Source organism: Thalassobacter stenotrophicus, from assembly GCF_001458315.1.
In the GTDB taxonomy this organism is placed as follows: Bacteria; Pseudomonadota; Alphaproteobacteria; order Rhodobacterales; family Rhodobacteraceae; genus Thalassobacter; species Thalassobacter stenotrophicus.
Window position 1 is genome coordinate 86,094 of the sequence record NZ_CYRX01000025.1, and the last position, 18,013, is coordinate 104,106.

At 56.0% G+C, this 18,013-nt stretch carries 22 protein-coding genes; 4 read left to right on the plus strand and 18 right to left on the minus strand.

Annotated features, from left to right (window positions below):
- Nucleotides 1-26: 26 nt before the first annotated feature.
- From THS5294_RS07505 to THS5294_RS07525, 5 genes are read right to left on the minus strand one after another with little or no spacing between them, the layout of a single operon-like run.
- Complete coding sequence (locus THS5294_RS07505) at nucleotides 27-1,355, minus strand: S49 family peptidase (protein ID WP_058123262.1); 1,329 nt, start codon at nucleotides 1,353-1,355, stop codon at nucleotides 27-29.
- A complete protein-coding gene (locus tag THS5294_RS07510) occupies nucleotides 1,352-1,612 on the minus strand; it encodes a hypothetical protein (protein ID WP_058123263.1) in 261 nt (86 codons plus the stop codon). Before THS5294_RS07510 ends, THS5294_RS07505 begins: the two co-directional genes overlap by 4 nt.
- The gene (locus THS5294_RS07515) at nucleotides 1,612-3,279 is read right to left on the minus strand and encodes a phage portal protein (RefSeq protein ID WP_058123264.1); all 1,668 of its coding nucleotides are present in this window, start codon (nucleotides 3,277-3,279) and stop codon (nucleotides 1,612-1,614) included. The genes THS5294_RS07510 and THS5294_RS07515 overlap by 1 nt, the downstream gene beginning before the upstream one ends.
- Before the next feature lie 3 nt (nucleotides 3,280-3,282).
- Nucleotides 3,283-5,313: a terminase gpA endonuclease subunit gene (locus THS5294_RS07520; protein WP_072936660.1), complete on the minus strand. Its 2,031-nt coding sequence runs from the start codon at nucleotides 5,311-5,313 to the stop codon at nucleotides 3,283-3,285.
- On the minus strand, nucleotides 5,219-5,722 hold the full coding sequence (locus tag THS5294_RS07525) for a hypothetical protein (RefSeq protein WP_058123266.1): 504 nt from the start codon (nucleotides 5,720-5,722) through the stop codon (nucleotides 5,219-5,221). Before THS5294_RS07525 ends, THS5294_RS07520 begins: the two co-directional genes overlap by 95 nt.
- A 109-nt stretch (nucleotides 5,723-5,831) precedes the next feature.
- Between THS5294_RS07525 and THS5294_RS18700 the strand changes: the two genes are divergently transcribed.
- The 3 genes from THS5294_RS18700 to THS5294_RS07535 are packed head-to-tail and all read left to right on the plus strand — an operon-like array spanning nucleotide 5,832 to nucleotide 6,497.
- Nucleotides 5,832-5,963, plus strand: coding sequence for a hypothetical protein (locus THS5294_RS18700; RefSeq protein WP_268873757.1), 132 nt, complete (start codon nucleotides 5,832-5,834; stop codon nucleotides 5,961-5,963).
- Between the two features lie 52 nt (nucleotides 5,964-6,015).
- Nucleotides 6,016-6,234, plus strand: a complete 219-nt coding sequence (locus tag THS5294_RS07530) for a hypothetical protein (RefSeq protein WP_058123267.1) — start codon at nucleotides 6,016-6,018, stop codon at nucleotides 6,232-6,234.
- A gap of 20 nt (nucleotides 6,235-6,254) precedes the next feature.
- The gene (locus THS5294_RS07535; RefSeq protein WP_058123268.1) at nucleotides 6,255-6,497 is read left to right on the plus strand and encodes a DUF3489 domain-containing protein; all 243 of its coding nucleotides are present in this window, start codon (nucleotides 6,255-6,257) and stop codon (nucleotides 6,495-6,497) included.
- 572 nt (nucleotides 6,498-7,069) lie between these two features.
- On the opposite strand, the gene THS5294_RS18235 is transcribed toward THS5294_RS07535, so the two are convergent.
- The 13 genes from THS5294_RS18235 to THS5294_RS07600 form a co-directional block, all read right to left on the minus strand.
- On the minus strand, nucleotides 7,070-7,399 hold the full coding sequence (locus THS5294_RS18235) for a hypothetical protein (protein WP_139278627.1): 330 nt from the start codon (nucleotides 7,397-7,399) through the stop codon (nucleotides 7,070-7,072).
- 306 nt (nucleotides 7,400-7,705) lie between these two features.
- Nucleotides 7,706-9,004 (minus strand): hypothetical protein, encoded by a 1,299-nt coding sequence (locus THS5294_RS07545; RefSeq protein ID WP_058123270.1) that lies wholly within the window; start codon nucleotides 9,002-9,004, stop codon nucleotides 7,706-7,708.
- A 338-nt stretch (nucleotides 9,005-9,342) separates the two neighbouring features.
- The gene (locus tag THS5294_RS07550) at nucleotides 9,343-10,656 is read right to left on the minus strand and encodes a site-specific DNA-methyltransferase (protein WP_306434209.1); all 1,314 of its coding nucleotides are present in this window, start codon (nucleotides 10,654-10,656) and stop codon (nucleotides 9,343-9,345) included.
- A gap of 644 nt (nucleotides 10,657-11,300) precedes the next feature.
- The gene (locus THS5294_RS07555; protein ID WP_058123271.1) at nucleotides 11,301-11,558 is read right to left on the minus strand and encodes a hypothetical protein; all 258 of its coding nucleotides are present in this window, start codon (nucleotides 11,556-11,558) and stop codon (nucleotides 11,301-11,303) included.
- Between the two features lie 527 nt (nucleotides 11,559-12,085).
- On the minus strand, nucleotides 12,086-12,856 hold the full coding sequence (locus tag THS5294_RS07560; RefSeq protein WP_058123272.1) for a hypothetical protein: 771 nt from the start codon (nucleotides 12,854-12,856) through the stop codon (nucleotides 12,086-12,088).
- A gap of 4 nt (nucleotides 12,857-12,860) precedes the next feature.
- Complete coding sequence (locus tag THS5294_RS07565; RefSeq protein WP_233486437.1) at nucleotides 12,861-13,283, minus strand: YbjQ family protein; 423 nt, start codon at nucleotides 13,281-13,283, stop codon at nucleotides 12,861-12,863.
- Nucleotides 13,284-13,647: 364 nt separating this feature from the next.
- Nucleotides 13,648-14,073 (minus strand): hypothetical protein, encoded by a 426-nt coding sequence (locus tag THS5294_RS07570; protein ID WP_058123274.1) that lies wholly within the window; start codon nucleotides 14,071-14,073, stop codon nucleotides 13,648-13,650.
- Nucleotides 14,070-14,564: a hypothetical protein gene (locus tag THS5294_RS07575; protein WP_058123275.1), complete on the minus strand. Its 495-nt coding sequence runs from the start codon at nucleotides 14,562-14,564 to the stop codon at nucleotides 14,070-14,072. Before THS5294_RS07575 ends, THS5294_RS07570 begins: the two co-directional genes overlap by 4 nt.
- Nucleotides 14,554-14,766, minus strand: a complete 213-nt coding sequence (locus THS5294_RS07580; RefSeq protein WP_058123276.1) for a hypothetical protein — start codon at nucleotides 14,764-14,766, stop codon at nucleotides 14,554-14,556. The genes THS5294_RS07575 and THS5294_RS07580 overlap by 11 nt, the downstream gene beginning before the upstream one ends.
- A gap of 9 nt (nucleotides 14,767-14,775) precedes the next feature.
- A complete protein-coding gene (locus THS5294_RS07585; protein WP_058123277.1) occupies nucleotides 14,776-15,477 on the minus strand; it encodes a hypothetical protein in 702 nt (233 codons plus the stop codon).
- Nucleotides 15,465-16,331, minus strand: a complete 867-nt coding sequence (locus THS5294_RS07590) for a helix-turn-helix domain-containing protein (protein WP_058123278.1) — start codon at nucleotides 16,329-16,331, stop codon at nucleotides 15,465-15,467. Before THS5294_RS07590 ends, THS5294_RS07585 begins: the two co-directional genes overlap by 13 nt.
- A gap of 8 nt (nucleotides 16,332-16,339) precedes the next feature.
- Entirely contained in the window at nucleotides 16,340-16,900 is a 561-nt protein-coding gene (locus THS5294_RS07595) for a hypothetical protein (protein WP_058123279.1), read from the minus strand.
- A 142-nt stretch (nucleotides 16,901-17,042) separates the two neighbouring features.
- A complete protein-coding gene (locus THS5294_RS07600; RefSeq protein ID WP_058123280.1) occupies nucleotides 17,043-17,384 on the minus strand; it encodes a hypothetical protein in 342 nt (113 codons plus the stop codon).
- Nucleotides 17,385-17,419: 35 nt separating this feature from the next.
- Here THS5294_RS07600 and THS5294_RS07605 point away from each other — a divergent pair, with 35 nt between their 5' ends.
- A complete protein-coding gene (locus tag THS5294_RS07605) occupies nucleotides 17,420-17,842 on the plus strand; it encodes a hypothetical protein (protein WP_058123281.1) in 423 nt (140 codons plus the stop codon).
- The last annotated feature ends 171 nt before the right edge of the window (nucleotides 17,843-18,013 follow it).

Below are 18,013 nucleotides of genomic sequence, written 5' to 3' on the forward strand. Positions count from 1 at the left end.
TGTGATCTCCTCAGACCCTGCTCGGATTAACCGAAGCGCTTGTTTGCGTTGTTGATGGCAGCGGCCCATCCGCCGGCAACTTTGTCAGACGCGGAGCCGAACCCATTGCTGGCATCGCCACCAAATTCCGGCTCGCCGGCTGCGCGGCTTTCGATAGAAGCAACACCGGAGGACTTGGGCGATGTCGCCAGAACCTTCGCCGCATCCTCTGCGCTCATGTCCATATCGAGCGCCAGAACCATAGCCTGCGGCTCGCGGCCTTCAGCTTCTTCGCACGTCAAAATGCTTTTGATGCGCGCACTTGCTTGAGCGGCACCGGTGGCCATGCCTTCGGCACGCGCGGTCTCTACGGCCGCATCCATTTGCGCCTCGGTGATGCCCGCGTTTTCAGCCTGCGGTGCTCCGGCTTGTGTGGTTTTGGTCATACCAAATCCCGTCCTTTGCGTTTGGGGCCCGGGGGCCGTTGTTGATTGTTCAGAAAGCACCGCGTCCAACGTCGCGATGCGGTCGGCAAGGCCTGCATCAATTGCATCCTGTCCGATGTAGGTCCGAGCCTCCGTGCCCCGGATGGTTGTGTCGTTCATGGCTGCGCGGCCGCGATCCACAAGCCCGACAAACTGGTCGTAGAACTTGAGAACTTCGGTTTGGAGATCGGCTTGAACCGCCTCCGACAATCGGCCGAACGCATTCCCGTCGACCTTGTGCTTGCCTGCGTAAATCAGCGTCGCCTTAACGCCTTTTTGCTCAAGCTCTGCCGATCGGTCGAGGTGGGTTAAAACGACCCCAATTGAGCCCACAATCGAAGTTGGAGAGACCACGATCTCGGTTGCGGCGCTGGCGATCCCGTAGGCTGCGGAGGCGGCCATATCGTTGACATAGGCGGTGACAGGCTTGGTTGCCGCAAGCGCGCGCACCTGCTCGGCAATCGTAAACATGCCCGTGGCTTCCCCGCCGGGGCTGTCGATATCCAAAACGACAGCGGTGACGCTCGGATCGGCCGCAGCTTCTCTAAGCTGGTGGCTCAGGCCCTCGTAGGACACCATCCCAGAGTTGGCTCCAATCCAACTGCCTCGGTTGACCAGTGAGCCGACAATCGAGACGATTGCGATGCCATTGGCCACGCGATAGCTTTTGCGCCGCCCCTCGTCGTCCGTAGCGCTGCCCATGAACCGGCTGGCATTGGGCCTCAGGCCCTCCATCTTTGCCCCATCCATTGGCAAACGACCCTGCAAAACCTGCAAGATGATCTCAGCTTTTGTCGGGTGAAGAAGCAGCGGCCTGTTGAGCACCCGAGACGCGATTTGCGTCAAAGAAGCCCCTTCAGCTGCTTGCATAACGATGGGTTGATCATTCATCGGACACCTCCTGTGGCGACCGCACGGCGGGCAGGTTTGAGCCCGCGCAACGCCTCACACTTTTGCTCAAACCCTCGAATGACCATCAAAAGACGCTCTGGGTTTGCCGCGTGATAGGTTGCAGAACGGGAGACGCCGGATGGACCACTTGAAAACGACACGGTTGCGGCTGCCTGCCCAGCAACAAGCCGGATGTAGACCTGGCGGAGCGATTTTGCCGCTGCGCAAGGACTGTCCTCATCGATAGTTAGAGCCATTACAGCGCGTCCTCTTCATCATCAGGATCGTTGTCAGTGTCATCCTCGGCGTCGCCTTCAGGGCCTTCATCGGCCTCTGCTCCGTCGGGTGCCTCCAAGGCCCCACCGGCTGCCCCCATGAGCATTGGATCTGGGAGCCGGTACTCTTGGCGCATATCTCGCTCTTGCGAAATCTGCTGGTAGACGTCGTCCACATCGACGCCGATGTCGTTGCAGATCATTGCGTCGGACATCACACCAAGACGCTTCCACACTTCGTGCGCTTTGGCTTTTTTGAGGTCGTCGGTCGTGGGACGGGCCGCACCCAACCACTCCGCTCGGCAGGCTGCCGCACGATTGGCAAGAAACGCTTGATACCCGCCGGGAAAGGCGATCCGCCCAGATGCGATTTCTTCCTCAAGCCATGCCTCGTAGACCGGCTGGCAAAACGGAGCGACAATGTTCTGTCGCCGCGCCTTGGTGATGGCAAAGATCTCCGTCGTGGCCGCCTGCAATGAGGAATAGGTCGCGCCGTTATTGTCGCCGGTCGCGCTCTCGTAGGTCAGACCAAGGCACCGCGCCAGTTCGCGCAGGAGGTGCATTGAGAAGTCTTTGTAATCCGAGGATGGCTGGTTGCTCGTATGGAACTTGAGCTCTTGCCCGGGGAAAAGGTGCGCTAGCCGGCCATTGATCCCGACGTTGAGCGACGAGCCCTCGTAGTAGCCCGCCACCATGTCGATGTAGGCTTCCATTGGGGCCACGCCTTGGGCCGACATTTGCGCCTGCTCTTGAGGTGTCAAAAGCCCGGCCAGAACTTCCTCGGTCGGCTCGTCCGACGTGATTGTGACGGCAAACAGCGTCTGCACAATCGACGCCATCAAAGTTGCGTCCGCGAGCTGGTCAAACTGCCGCGCGACCTGCAAGGCCGGCGTCATTGGTGAGATGCCGCGGTGCGTACCGGGCAGCCCATCAAAGACGTGGATCACCCGAGGCCGCCCGGCGCGATCCCGTGCGCGAACATCGTACTCGACGTCATACTTAAACATATCTTTGCGGATCGCCAGGTAACCGACAGGCATACCGTCCGCATCGAGGTAGACGCCGTTCACAAGACGCGCCAAGTTTTCTGTTTTGCGCGACAGGCGGTGAGGCGGCAAAAGCCGAACCTTTGTCCCATAGGTGTTCCAAGAGCGGCGGCGAAACGGCAGCTCCGCGAGGATTTCGCCAGAAATCAGCCAAGAGCGGAAAGCCGCGCTTTGCATCTGACCGAAGGTCCGCATCCCTTGGATATCGCATTCCTGGGCGCTGCGAGCCCAGAGCTCAAAACGGCGCTCAACCGTTTTTGACCAATTGGACGCCTCGGTAGAGGACATGCCAAAGGTCTCGTTTTCAGGCAGAGCCTTTAAGCGCAGCCCCGTACCCACGGTGTTGGCAACCGCCTGATCGACCGCGCCGGCAAGCCAGCCGCTGTTGTGGATCAGGTCAGCAACACGCGCTGCGGCATCATCCCAAGCTTCGGAAATGTCGTCTTGGCTTTCTCGCAGAGCGGGGCGCCATCCGGAGAAAGTTACCCCTCGACCACCGCGCATGTACTGGCTGCCATGCCGAGGGGCTGCATCGCCGCTGTCAGCAGGCGCAGTCAAATTTTGACCAACGAGCAGGTCGCGGACTTTTGAAATTATTGACATGGTTTATCCGTTCAGCCTGCTCCCGGATCGTTGGAAGCGGTTACGATACGTGCCACCGCCGCCGCTCTTTTGGGGCGGAGACGGTGGCGGATCACCCTCTGCGGTGTCGGCTTCTGGGGTTAAGGGAGGAGATCCCCCGTCAGACCGTTGAACACCCTCGGGGATGCGTTGGACGTTGAGCGTGTAGCCAATTGCAGCACACAAAGCCTCGCAATCAAGGAGGTGGTTGTCTCGGGATCGCTTGACCCATTGTGGCTTACCCCCCTTGAGGATACGCGCCTCCGACGTGACCTGCCGGCAGTAGTCTTCGTCCACGTCGCTGTGGACGTAAAAGGCCCCGGGCACATCAATTGGCGTCCGCAGCCTCGAAACCACCAGCGACTTGAAAAAGTCAGTCGAAAGTAGGGCAAGATTTACCGAGTAAAGCGCCCGCTTTCCGTCTGGTTTCACCTCGATCTTTGAGATCCGGTAGGGAGGTGTCATGACGTCGCGACCCTTGGTCGGCCAGCAGAGCCACGAAAACCGGCGGCAAAACTCGTAAACCTTGTGCTCGTTGCCCTGCTCGGGCTTGTCCGGCCGGAACCCAGAGTCGATAAAGACCCGCTCGATCTGCATTCCCGCGATCGGCTGAAGCATCATTTCAGCCAGTTGCGACCAGACCTCATCCGTTTCTGTGGGGCCATGCAGCTGGCCATAGTCGACAAGCCAAGAAGTACCTCGGGCGCCGAACGCCCGGATCACAAAGTACAAAGAGAACTTTTGCACATCGACGCCCATAACAAGCCGCAGGCCGCCGGAGGGCACGGTTCCGGGCTCGTAAGGTAACCGGCGCTCCCAAACCTCCTGCCATTCTGGGACATCGCCGGAGGCGGTCATGGAATAGCACTCGCCGAAGCTCGCGTTCATTGCAGTTTGCACGCGGTCTTCATCGCCAGATTGTAGCGCGGTCAAATAGGTTTCAGCGCGCTGTCCCCAAGAAACAAACGGAGAGCACAGACCAGACGTCCACATCGAGAGTGTGGAGCTATCCGTTGGAGCGCCGGTGACTGACGGTCCATCATCGACAAGTGCAATCTGTTGCCCGGGAGCGACCATTGCTCCCCTTGCATTCATCCATTCCTTGTCATCGTTCGTGTGCACACCCCCGCAACGGGGGCAGCTCAAGTAAACAGAACGCTTCGCCTGAGAAGGCGTGGCGCCCTTGGGCCACTGCAACTGACGAAAGCGCGGCACAAAGTATTCGGAACAATGCCGGCATGGCCAAGCCCAATGGTGCCGGGTGCCTTCTTGAAAGAGCTTCCAGATGGGGCTCTCCAGATCGTCCGTGTCCGAGATCCCCCAAAACTCCAAACCCGTGTCTTCGTCCAACTCGACCTCCACGAGCCCCCGAGCTGGCGTGCTTGTGATCGCGGTGACAAAATCCGCATACGTTTCACCGCGCGCTTCAACGAGGCCCAGCACGTCACCTTGGCCTTTGACGTTTGCCATCATCTCGTCAAACTCATCGATCAAAGCGAGCGCCGCTGGGTCTGACTTCAACGCCGACGATGAACCGGCGTGCGCGAGACGGATGCGAACACCGGCTACGTGCTTCAGTGTTTTTTTCATGCGGCGTCCACGAACCACTTTGTTCGTTAGGCTTTCCGCTTCGTCCAAAAGCCCCATGAGGCGGGGCTCAAATTGGTCGGTAAGAAAGTCCTTTGTCGGCCCGACGTAAATGATCGGGGCAGGGCGCTGGTCAAGGCGCGCTCCGATGATGTCGAGCATGCTGTCGGTCTTGCCCGACTGCGCCGAGGTCACCGCGACAACGCGGCGATAGCCCCCGTTGTGGGCCGCAGACGACCATGGGATCATGTAAGGCGTCAGCCACGGGTTCCGGGGGCCCGGAATGCCGGAAGTCTCGGGATAAACGCGATTGTTCGCCGCCCAATCTGCGGGGTCACGCTTCTGACTTGGCCGACAAATCTCGTTCAGGGTCTGCCAGAGCAGCTTCTGATCTTCGCGCCGCTGCTGATATGCGTTCGAACGATCCATTAACTTCCTGTTCCAGCTTGCGCCGCTCGGTCATTTCCCGAGTGTATCTCGCGGGCAAAGCGCCAAACTCTGATTTTACAATAGCTCCGAACTCCAACACCACGGCGCGCGCGTCCTCGACCGCGATCAGTTCGCGACGCCGCTCCGCGATCCGCAGCTCGATTTCGCGCGTGCGCGCCTCGGTTGCCCTGCTGGCCGCCACGGTCTTGCTGCTCTTGGATTGGAGGTCTTCGTAATAGGCGATTACCCCGCGGACCACGGAGACAAGCGTGTATTGGTTCTTGCCCTGCTTCTGGACAAAGCCGTCCTTGACGAGCTGGTGGACCCACTGTGTGCTGCGGCCGCAGAGCGCGGCAACTTGATTGACGGTCAGGGTGTTGCCCCTCGGCTTTTCATCCTCGTTCGTCATGCGATTAAGTCTCTGAAATTAATTATTTTTATGTTGATAAGCGTCGGCGGTAGAGCGAACGTGATTACAGAAGCGCCGCACCCCGCGACGCACCAACACGGAGGTCGCCATGACCCTTTTGCTTTCCGCCACCTGCCTCGCGATTGCCCTCGCAGACGAGCGCGGCGCGATCGAGATCGCCGATAACCTTGAGGCTGCGCAGAAGCGGGTCAACGACCTGCGGATGCGCGCAGCAGCCTGAACTCAAACGGGCCTTGGCAAAAACCGGGGCCGCTTTCGACAGAGACACCGCCATGACCAACACAACCATCCGCATCGCAATCAGCAGTTTGCCTGATTACCTCGACCGCAGCCGCATGGATGCCATTCTCGACGACATTGAAATCACCATTGCCGATGAGGGCGGCGTCTACGGCACGGTCAGCGCCGACAGTAACTTGATCAACATCGAGGTGCCGACCGGCCAGCTTGTGGACGCGGCCGCTGCCCTCGCTGAAGCAAAATACATCTAAATCTGATCAAGGAGATCACTATGTCCCGCCTCCACCTTTCCGAACCTGAAACCAAATCCAAAATGGTCACCAAGCAGCAAACCCTGATCGATATGCTCAAGCGCCAGCAAGGCGCCACGCTGGACGAGATAGTCGAAGCCACAGGCTGGCAAAAGCACACCGCTCGCGGTGCAATGTCGGGGGCCCTCAAAAAGCGCCTCGGGCATTTGATATCTTCTGAAAAAGAAGAGCGTGGCCGCGTGTATCGGATCGAGGAGGCCTAAGCCGCACGGCTTCCTTCTGGGCTGACGTCATTGTCATTTCAACAGACGCGAAGCTGAGGCCCCCTTATGCAGTTTAACCCGCATCCCTTTGGGGCTCGCCTTCAAGGCGGGCAAGCCGGATCAATCGAATCGTGCTGATACACCCACTGAGCCGCTCCTAGACCGCAACGCCAAGCCTGACGATCAGGACATTGCCCTGCGTCTTACCCGTGCTGAGGCGGGGCTTGATGCCGAGCGCGAAAAAACTGCAATGCTAGAGCGTCATCTTGATGCTGTACGTCGAATGTTGCCGCCACCGGATACAAAGCCACGACGTCGCTGGTGGTCGTGGTGAGGGACGACTGAGTCGTCGAAATGGATACTGCCTGCGGTTTCGCCAGTGCTTTCTGGTGGCATACGTCACGCCTACTCGAAGAGTAGAGAGAGAACTACAGCCACGCAAAAATTCCTTGGCATTTTCTAATGCCTCTTTCCCGTCGCTACGGAGTATAGGGTAACGGGGTGAACGCACATATTAATGTCAGCGGGTAAGCTGGCTCAGACTTTATACCTGCAATCCATTTGCGCGAATTTCATTCGCACGTAAACACCGCTGATATTGCTTGCATACGCTGGAAGATCGCTTCTTTGTCATATTCACGACAATGTCTACTGGCCAACGGCTGTGCTGCTCCAGCATCCCATACATTAAAGACGCTGACCCCATTCTCATCACCTGTTACCGACTGAGGAACGAGGCCGAGACCATACACTTGGTTCGGGTTGCCACAGGCTGTGAGCAAGATGCATGTCGAGCAGACAAAGAATAATTTTTTCATGCGAACCTCTAACTTTTGATTTGTTTGGAGGTTGGTGTCCTCTGTTAAACCTGTCAACGCTGGAAATCCAAAATTGCGCATCATTCAACAGCTATCACTGTCCCCATTGTTGGCAGTTTTGACTTCAATCCTAAATTAATTATAAGCCTTTGTTAAATAATATAATTTTTAAATTCAGCTAACACGTAACATAATTTCGCGAGGTCTAAAAATGGGCGTATATGAGGTTTTTGGAGCCTAATAATTTGAATTCGTTGATTAAATCTGAATTCATAATGCGCCTTATTGGCGATTGATGCTCCCTCGCATGTGAGGCGTTATCGCTCAGCAGATTTTATACCAATGATACGAATAAGGGAGCGCAGCGCTCTAGCACGATCATCAGCCTCCTCAATCTGTTGAGCTGTGCTCAAAGCTCCAGCCACTAGCACGATCATCAGCCTCCTCAATCTGTTGAGCTGTGCTCAAAGCTCCAGCCACATCTCCTGCTTTAGCCTGAGCCTCAGAAATGGAGCGCAGCGCTCTAGCACGATCATCAGCCTCCTCAATCTGTTGAGCTGTGCTCAAAGCTCCAGCCACATCTCCTGCTTTAGCCTGAGCCTCAGAAATGGAGCGCAACGCACTAGCACGATCATCAGCCTCCTCAATCTGTTGAGCTGTGCTCAAAGCTCCAGCCACATCTCCTGCTTTGGCCTGAGCTTCAGCAATGGAGCGCAACGCACTAGCACGATCATCAGCCTCCTCAATCTGTTGAGCTGTGCTCAAAGCTCCAGCCACATCTCCTGCTTTGGCCTGAGCTTCAGCAATGGAGCGCAACGCACTAGCACGATCATCAGCCTCCTCAATCTGTTGAGCTGTGCTCAAAGCTCCAGCCACATCTCCTGCTTTGGCCTGAGCTTCAGCAATGGCGCGCAACGCACTAGCACGAGTGGCACCCTCAATCTGCTGAGCTGTGTTCAACGCTCCAGCTACGTCTCCTGCCTTAGCCTGAACCTCAGCAATGAAGTACAGTACCTCAGCACGGCCATCTGCATCTTCAACTTGTTGAGCAGCTTGCAAGGCCAGCGCAATCGTCACACGTGAACCAGACACGTCTCCGGCCTCAGATTGCGCATTAGAAAAAGACGCAAGCGCCACAGCACGGAACCAAGCCCTATCAATCTGCTGAGCTGTGTTCAACGCTCCAGCCACGTCGCCTGCTTCAGCCTGCGCCTCCGCAATGAAAAACAGTGCCTCGGCGCGGCCATCTGCATCTTCAATCTGTTGAGCTGTCAAAATAGTGGCCTTCACCAATGCCACTCGAGCGTTGCCAATCTCGCCGTTTGCAAGATGCGCTTTAGCCATCGTTAGTTGTTCATTGCCGCGAAACACCAGGATTGGTCCTTCAGCTTCTGCAATCTGTTCAGGAAGGTCATCGAGACTCAGCGGCCCAACAGGCCCAATTAAAAGTTGCACAGCGAGATTACTGCTGGGGTTCTCTGTTATGATGAGATTTAAATTCTCATCAACTAAAGTTAACAGATCGAGCCGTTCTTGAGCTTGCTCTAAGCTGTCATTCGTCAGTTGCTCTGATTGTTTCCACGCTTGCATTGCTTCAACGAATAAGCGGTTGGCATCAGCATTTACGTCAGCGCAAGCAGGCATAACACTTGCAATGAGCGTGGCCACTAAAGCGATTAACTTATTCATATGGACACGCACTTCTTCGTCAACAGCTTCAAATTCTGTATCCTATTGATATCAAAAATTTGTGATATGACTACATCTTTTGTACCCTTGGGAAAAAGGAGCGAACAACACACCTCTTCGTGTGTTTTAGCAAACTACCGTGAATGCATTGAAGATACGATATACTCAACGGTGCTGCGGGCGTTTGATTGCAGGCCGAAGCTTCCCTTCCTCATAGTGATTACTGACATCCCCCTGTTTTTTCTCTCGCTAAAATGACTTAGCAGTCTTTGCGTGTCCGCATGGAACATCGACGAACGAACCCATCACGTCCGCTGAGATATGGGATGTCAGAAAACTCATATAGCGGCTTCTCCAAGGCGAGCTGTCAACGTTTCATCAAAAGTTTCCCCGGAAGCCTCTAAGGCTGCAGCTTTGCCGGTGTATTCCTGCCAACGACGGACCGCGACATCGACGTAAGCAGGGTTCAGCTCCACTGCATGACACCGACGGCCGGTCATTTCGGCGGCAATGATCGTCGTGCCTGAGCCAGAAAACGGCTCATAGATCGCGTCGCCTTTGTCGCTGTTGTTTTCGATTGGCCTCTGCATGCACTCGACAGGCTTCTGAGTGCCGTGACCGGTCTCGCTTTTGCGCGGTTTTTCAATCTGCCAAACCGTGACTTGTTTGCGATCCCCGGCCCAGTGCCCGGTTTTGCCCTCGCGCACGGCGTACCAGCAAGGCTCGTGCTGCCAATGGTAATCGCCGCGGCTGAGCACCAGCTGGCCCTTGTCCCAGATGATTTGAGACCGAAGCTTAAACTTGGTCGCAATCAGGCTCTCTCCTACGACGCCTGCGAACAGCCCCGCGTGCCAAACGTAGGCAACGTCCCCGGGGAACAGGGCCCACGCTTCGCGCCAGTCGGCGTTGTCGTCGTTGAGCACTTTGCCCTTTGCGTAGTCACTGCCTGCAACGCCGGCTTTTTCACGCCACCCGGGATCGTATTCCACACCGTAGGGCGGATCGGTCACCATCAGGTGAGGCTTTGCACCGGCAAGAACGGCCTGCACGGTTTTCTTTTCAGTAGAGCTGCCGCAGATGATACGGTGCGCGCCCAAGATCCAAACGTCACCGGGCTGGCTGACCACCTTCGTTTCGTCCGCTTCTGGAGTGTCGTCCGGGTCAGTCAGGCCGCCCGAGGCTTCAAGCAGGGCGTCGGGCAGAACGCCTTTTAGATCATCTTCAGAAAACCCAATCATCGAGAGGTCTTCGCCGAGACCCATCGCGCTTAGCTCATCCCATTCGACCTGCAGGGTTTCGGGGTCCCATTCAGAGGTCTCAGCCAGCCGGTTGTCCGCCAGCGTGTAAATTCGGCGGTCCTCGTCAGACCAGCCCCGCGCCACCATCACCGGGACCTCGGCCATTCCGATTTGCGAAGCGGCCATAAGCCGGCCGTGACCGGCGATGATTGTTCCATCCTCGGCCGCTAGCATCGGCATCGTAAACCCAAAGCGCGACATCGAGGCGGCGATCTGATCGACTTGTTCTTGCGGGTGTGTTCGGGCGTTTCGCGCGTAAGGAATGAGATCTGCAATCTGCCACATTTCGATTTTTGAAGCAGGCCATCGCGACGCATCGGTGCGGTCGCGGGCAGTTTTTGTGGTGGGGCTCACAGTCAACTCCATTGGATTTTTTGAAAAATAAAAAACGCGAAAATATCGGGCCAAGGCGCGCCGCATGCACCTCATGCCCTGGAGGGGACCCAATGGGGGGGCTGCGCCAGCCTGTTGCGCTCTCAGAGCGTCGAGTGCGTTTTTGGTAGGGTGGTTGCTAACGGCTTGTCAGACTCACCAGAGCGCAGGACAGCGCGTCTAGTGTTTGGAGTTTGTGCGAAGGCTAGCGGGCTATGAGGATGCTTGTTGGCTCCCCCATTGTTTAGGCGGCACCAGTCCCCGCACGTGAGGAATGGCTGAAACTGAGGGTCGTTTGCAACAATAGGTGTTTGTGACCTAGCAATCCGAATGCGGTACTTTTGGGCGCATCTGGCCTTTTGGCAATGGCATCTGCATGCGCTCGGGTGCTCTGTAAGGCACCTAGCAATTGGGATGTCCAATATAATTCAGAAACCGGGCGCTTGGGGGCTAGGCCGCCAGACACCTGCGCTGATTCCTGACTAATTCTGTGGATTTACATTCGTCCGTATCAAAATGTTCTTGTCAGACTGCGCGCAGGTTAGGTGAGCAGAACTAAGGCTGGCTCAGATTTTTTTCGAACAAAGTCATTGCCGGTCATATCTTATAAGAACTTGAAATTTTTGTTAAAAAAATGTTTGGGCCACCATCCAAAGAAAACCGCCGCCACCCAAAACTACCGCAGCCACAATTACCATCACACTGCTAGCATTTTCCAGTTTAGACTGATGCTTAATCTCGTCTTGCGTGACCCACTTGTGCTTTGCTGGGTCATAATAACGAGTTACACCATCATCAAACTTTTTTCCCTTTTCGTGAATGCCGCCCAAAATACCCTCCAGCTCTACAAAGTCATGGTCACTTCTCACATACTTAACCGCCATTCGTTACATAGCCTGCCGGTGCATGTCACGATCAACTGAGTCGAGAATAGAAACAAGCTTTTTTTGCCATTCGAGGCCCTTGCAGATGCATGGTTCACTGGACCAAGAAGGATCGAACCACTGGGCTTCTGCCGCTGATTTGGAGGCCTGGCCTTAAGTGCTCCAAGCGAGAATACGTTTGATGCGCTTGCCGCTCCTACAATCCTGATGAAATGGCTGCTATCGCTTTGACTGCCGGTTTTTAAGACCAGATCTTCATATCCAATAGTGGGCTCGTAAAGCAATTAGAGCTTCGTGAGAGGCTTGATGCTTGGTTCTAGCCTGCCATCTTGAATTGTATTGCTTGGTTTTCCCCTAGTTGGTTTGGTTCTGCGTTCCAAACGATGCTTTCCGGTGCAGGTCAGATTGTCTTTTATGTACACTTTCACTTGATCCCACGGAGGATGGTAATGTCGTTGACCCTTGAGGTGGGGTGTGTGGGTTTTTCCCAAGTACGCAGAGGCGTTAGCCGCAGCTAATCCAACGGTTTAATTTGTTTCAAAGCAATCCAGTCTCGTTAGTTCATTTGGATAGTCCAACAAGTTGACATTTGGATCCCTGAGGAAACGTCCCTCGTAGTCTCTAACGTCAACTACTTCCAATTCTATGGATAGTGGTTGTGAAACACGGTCATCATAAAGATCATGAACAAAAATCGTATCGGCAATAGTCTCGTTTGGCTCAATCCCGCCACTCACCTCATTGAAGTAGTAGTCATCGGTTTCCCATGGAACGGTGCGTCCATCGGTGCTCAGTGCATATGATACCGCAAATCCAGATATTGCAAATGGGCCCGTGTTTGTAACTGATACCGTCACCTTGGCGGTTGGGCCCATTAAATCAATAAGTTCAATATCCTTAATTAGTACCGCAACATGTTGGTCTAAGTCGCAGTGTTTTTCATTTGCCACTTGTTTATCTTTGTCACTAGACGTCGTCTTAGTATCTATTGATGAAAGTATTGTCCTTTCAATCTCACTCTGACTTACTCCATCTAACGTCACATGCATCGTTTCGGTTGCCTGTAGTACTCCTGCTAAGCGATCAAACCCGGACAAGTTTGCGGTTAGCGGGTCAGTGTCCATCAACTTTTGAAGTAGAGCCTCGCTAAAAGCTTCTTTCATTTCTGAGCTGGCATAACTGTTGAGCATTTCTTCGATGGATTGCTTGAAAGTCGCTTCAGACGAGCCGTCAATAATCATTTCTGCATGTGCTGGAAGCGTAAGAACAGCCGCTGCTAAAGCTAACACTTTCTTCATACCATTATCCCTCAATCACAACGGCAGTACCACTCGCCACCAGCATCACCATAGACCCTGACGACGACAACTCCACGTAATCCAAATCAACGCCCACAACAGCGTTGGCACCGACTTCGTAGGCTTCCTTCTTGAGCTCATAGAGTGCAGTCCTGCGACTATCACGCATGGTCTTCTGTACAGCCTCAGATCGCCCCCCAACGACATTACGAACCCCTGCGAACAAGTCTTTAAAGACGTTCATTCCAAAGGCACACTCAGCCGTAACGATCTCAATTCGCTTGGAGATGTTCAGGTTCGGGGCTGTTTCTGTCGTAAGGAGGATTGCGTCTATCTGACTGTTTACCTGCTTCGTTTTGCCCTTTGGCCTATCACGCTCTGCACGCTCAGCTTCTGACCGACAAGAGGGGCAATGACCTTGCCTCATCTCCAAGAGCCCAAAACCAGACTTACCACATTTCTGACACGTTGCCATTTTCAATGCCCTCCATCCGTTCAACAAAGCTTAACAGACTACACTCTAATGCCAAGCTGAGACTAAACTGCCCCCTCAGACAGCACAACAGCACCCCCAACATAGCCTCAGCAGCCATTGAGATTCGCCATATTGACCAGTGAGCGGGGGCAGTGTGGGTTGCTAGGGGGGTATGGACTTTGTTGCGCTTATTTGTTTGGGGGGCTGTCTCTAAGCGCTTGGTCCACCGAAAACATGGCGTGATGGCAACGAACCCTAAAATTAAACCACTAGGGCCGCCGAATGATTAAGGCTTAATCCGCCGCCCATGCGCGTATCATAAAGCTTGGCCTTGAGTGTTCCAAGCGAGGATGCGTTGGATCCGCTTGCCTCGCTCAACAAGCTCGTAGGCTAAATCTGGATCCAACCGCGCGTTGGTTTCAACAAGGTCGATCAGCTCGTCGACCACGTCGCAGGCTCGGCGCGAGGCCCAGCGGGCATCATTTTCATCCTCGGGCTCACCTAGCCATGGTATGTTGAGCATGCTTGCAGCCTCCCGATTAGTGATCTTCATTTGCTTGAGCGATTTCCAATCCGCCTCTAGGCGCGCAGGAACATCGCAACCCCGCTTGGCTATGTTTGCCATCCGCTGTAGTCTGTCGTTTTCGGCCTTGAAGCGCTCCCGCGCACGCTGGTCGCGCTTGGCTGCAAACTCAGGGTCCGCGTTAAGGCGTTTCATGTTGTCGGCACGATTGTCAGTCATGGTTTTGATCCTTCACGGTCGAGGCGCTGCGAGATTGTGGAAAGGGCCCGGTCTTTCATCCTGTCGGCATGGCGACGGCTCATGGGGTATCCCCTGGACTTGAGGGCGGCTTCGAAATTGAAGCGATGCACCTTGCACCGAAGCCACAGGTTCAACATTACGGCGTCGCCGGGGCAGTCCTTTGCCAGATACAGCCGGCACCAATCCAAGACCCAAATCATCTCATCGACGCGCTCGGGGGACATTGTGACGCGCTTGCTGCGCTCAGCCTCCGCAACACCCTCTGCCTTTTCTGGGAGGCCCCACCCGTAAGCGAGGTGGTCTTCAAGCGTGGGGGTGTATTCGGGCATCGAGGAGCGGATCTGCGAGGGCCCTGGAGAGCCTGCGTTGTATCGCGCCCAGCGCACGGCCTCGATCATCCGGTCCCGCACCAGCTCAGGTGTCCAAGTGTGCGCTTCCTCCTTAAGGTGCGCGGTTCTGTCACTTCGCATCGCGCCGCCCCCCGTAGAGCCGGTTTGCGATGTTGGTGACGGCCTGCCGGTCCCAATCGCTGACCAAGTCGTCAACCGGGATCATTGCTATGCCGCGCTCGCGCCACGCCTTTTGACTTTGCTCTTGGACAATGCGCGCCCTGCGCTCAGCGGAATAGTCGCTGGGCCCTTTGGAATAGATACCTGAAATAAGTTTGCTCATGAGGCGCCCTCAAGCATAGCGACGCATCGAGGACGAGCGGCGGTCCATTGATCGAGCGGCTGCCTTGAGCTCTTCTTGCCCTTCCCGGAGGACTTCTTCCGAGATCGCGCCATCGCCTTCACGGCGTGACCGGAAAGCCTCCTTTGCCAACCGATGCCGCTCCTTTGCCTCGTCCTCCCAAGTCAGCGCCTTTTGCTCGCCGTAGTGCGCCCTCCGCGTCAAGAAGGCGCCCGACCGGTACTCCCCCATGGTTTCGCTATCGATGAGCCCCCGGGAGATCATCTCCACCGCGTGCGCGCCCCAGAGGAATTGCTCCCCCACGGGTTGCTTGGCCTTCATTGCAGCAGCAGCGGCCTCAAATGGGTCAAGGGGCCCGGAGCGAGCGGTCTTATTGGCTGCCTTGGCTTGAGCTGATGCAGCAACGGCATCCTCGGTTGCGGCAATCATCACCTTAGCGGGGGGCCACCCTTGCGCGCCGTGCCGTCGGCGAACAGCGCCGTTGATTTCGGGGGTCAGCAACGTCATGTCGGTCTCGGCGTAATCACTGGGAATGATCCCGTTGATATCCTCGACCAGCAGATTGACCTCGTCGCGAAGCGCGTTGTCTGAAAGATGCTCAGGGAGGCGGTAGCGGTGCAGCAGCCCGCCCGGGTCGCGGTATAGGAATTCAAAGATCGCGCGCTTTCGCCGCTCATAGGTCATTGCCGCCATGGGTCCATCCTCAGTTCAATTTGTGGGGGAGTGCGTCGTGGACGGGCGATCGCGTCGCACCGGTCCTCCGTGGAAGCTGATCCGAGCCGGTTGAGCCGGTCGGTCGTAGTCTCGGCCCGGTTCCGGGCGTGCGTCTGGTCGTCAAGCCAGCGCTCCTGATTGAGCCACGTTGTGAAGTGAGGGGTTTTCTCGACTGGCGTGCCGCGCTGCAGCTTGATCCAAACGCCGAGCGGGCCGGTGACCTCGGCATAGGTTGCCCGCTTCCGTGCTTTGGCCCATGCCTTCCGAGCCGCGCCCTTGCCCACCTTGCGCGGGTAGTGCTCCCATACCCTTTCGAATTCTTCCTCGATGCTGAGGCAGCCTTCGCGCAGGCCGCCTGATGCCTTCGCGACGTCGCTTCCGATATTTCCTTCAAGGGGAGGTTCCGATACCTGGATTAGACCGCCTTGAGCGGGCTGATCCGCCTTGATCGCCGCATCGCGGTGATCATCTTCTGGTTCAATTCCAAGGTTAATATTTCCAAGGTTATGGGGGTCGCGTTTTGCAACAGGGGCCTGTTGCGTTTTCCCACAGGGGCTGTTGCGTTCTGCAACAGGGGGCAGATGGAGAATATACGCCGTGCTGGTTTGCGATCCATTGTCGCGCTCGCGCCGATTGCGCTTGATCAGCCCCAGCTGTTCCAAAGCCTCGAGGTGCCGCACAACGGTTGATCTGTTCATCTCGCATTTGCGCTCCAGGGTCTTGAGGCTGGGAAAGCATGCGCCTGTTTCGCCGTTGTGGTGTTCAGCCAGCCAATAGAGCACAATCTTTGTGGCGGGTTTCAGGCCAGGCTGCTTCATGGCCAGCGCGGTCATGTAGTGGCTCATTTGGCGCTTTCTGGTTGTGCGCTTCTTGTTTCATGGTCTTTGCTCTGCTGATGGAAAAGAGGCACCGTGGCGGCTGCGTGTGCGCCACACAGGCGCGTGCAGGCGAGATCCCACAAGGCGGCGGCATCAGCCTGATTGTCGTCCTGAGGCGCCCAGCCGCGCTCTTGGCATTCCGCAAGGATCGCGGCTTTCTTTGCGCTGCGTTTCATCTTGCCAGACCCGATGAAATACCGTGCAACGGTTTGCGCTGGGATCAGGTCAAAGGGCACGCCTTTGCGCTCGGCCCAGCTGATCACGTTTGCTGTCAGGCCAATCGTCAAAAGCGTTGTTTCGAAGTTGTTATGGCCTGCTACAAAAGGCTTCTCGATGAAGATTTTGGTGACGTCCATCTCGACGATCAGTCGTTGCGTGAGCCCCTGAATTTCCATCAGCCGGGACGCGTGAAACTTGGCCTCATGCTTTGACTTTAGGTCGAGCGTCCACAGCTCCGGCTGGCCCCCGCAGGGACCAACCGCGACGCCGGTCTTCGTGGCAAGGTCCAGCGCGGCTACGATCATCAGGCAGCCTTCCAGTCGCGTGTCGCGTACAGGGCAAAGGTTTTCACCAGTCCGCAGCGCAAGACGACTTTTTCGCATCTAAGAAGGCGATGCTTGCCCCATCCGGGTTGCTGCGCGAACCGGCCGTGGTAGGAACCCGCCATTAGTTCACCCCCATGTCGGCTTCCATCCCGGAGGACTCCGCGCCCTTGCGGTCGAGTAGGTCGGAGATGCGGCTTTCGGCCTCGATCTTGTAAGCCTCGTAGCAGGCGGACATGGTGCGCCAATAATCAGCGAACTTTTCGTCCGACATGGCGTGCATGGCTCGGAAATCAGCAAAAGCCTTTTTGTGGTAGCCGCGCTCGTCAAGGATGCCCTTGATGTTGGAACGGTGCTCGCCGTTCGCCTCGGAAATCGTTTGAGCCGTGTCGTCGGCGCTGGCGATATCTTGAAGCAGATCTTCAAGCGTGATGGCGAAGCCTTTTTCGTTTTTGGGATAGCTCATGCGTTTATGCCTTTCGTGTTGGTAGGGGTCGTTTCTTGTTTGCTGGGCGTGGGCCGGCCGTACGCTTTGGCGATAGCGTCGAGACGGCGCTGTTCGCCGGCAGGGCGGTGTTCGCCGCATGTGCGGAGGTATCCGCACTTATCTGTTGGTTTTTGCGAACGGGGCCCGGGCCAGCCAAAGCCAAAGGGGGCGACTGGGTTGCCGCAAACAAAGCATTGGCTTGTCATGGCGATGATGCCTCCGGGCTTGGCTTCAAAACCGAAAAAACGACCGGCAGCCAAAGCCACCGCCCTTTGCAGAAGATGTTTTGTTTTGGCGTAACGTGCGGTTTGAAACTTCAAGGCCAATCCCTTGATCGCGCACTGGAAATTGTGCGATCGAAACGCACTGTTTCCATAAAAAAGCTTCATATCCGCGTCGATGCGAGCATGTATGACGTGTCGGAAGGACGTCATTAGGATGGCTTCCCAGTACGTAAAAACTCTCGAGAAGGGAGAAGTTCTAAATGATCATTGCTCTGCGCTCGAAAATTAAACGCGGCCTCTGGGCATATAATCCCTTCAGCCTCGCAGATTTGGCGGATGACGGGGAACCATGCAGGTGGGAACTTGCCCCGTACCACAGCGTTG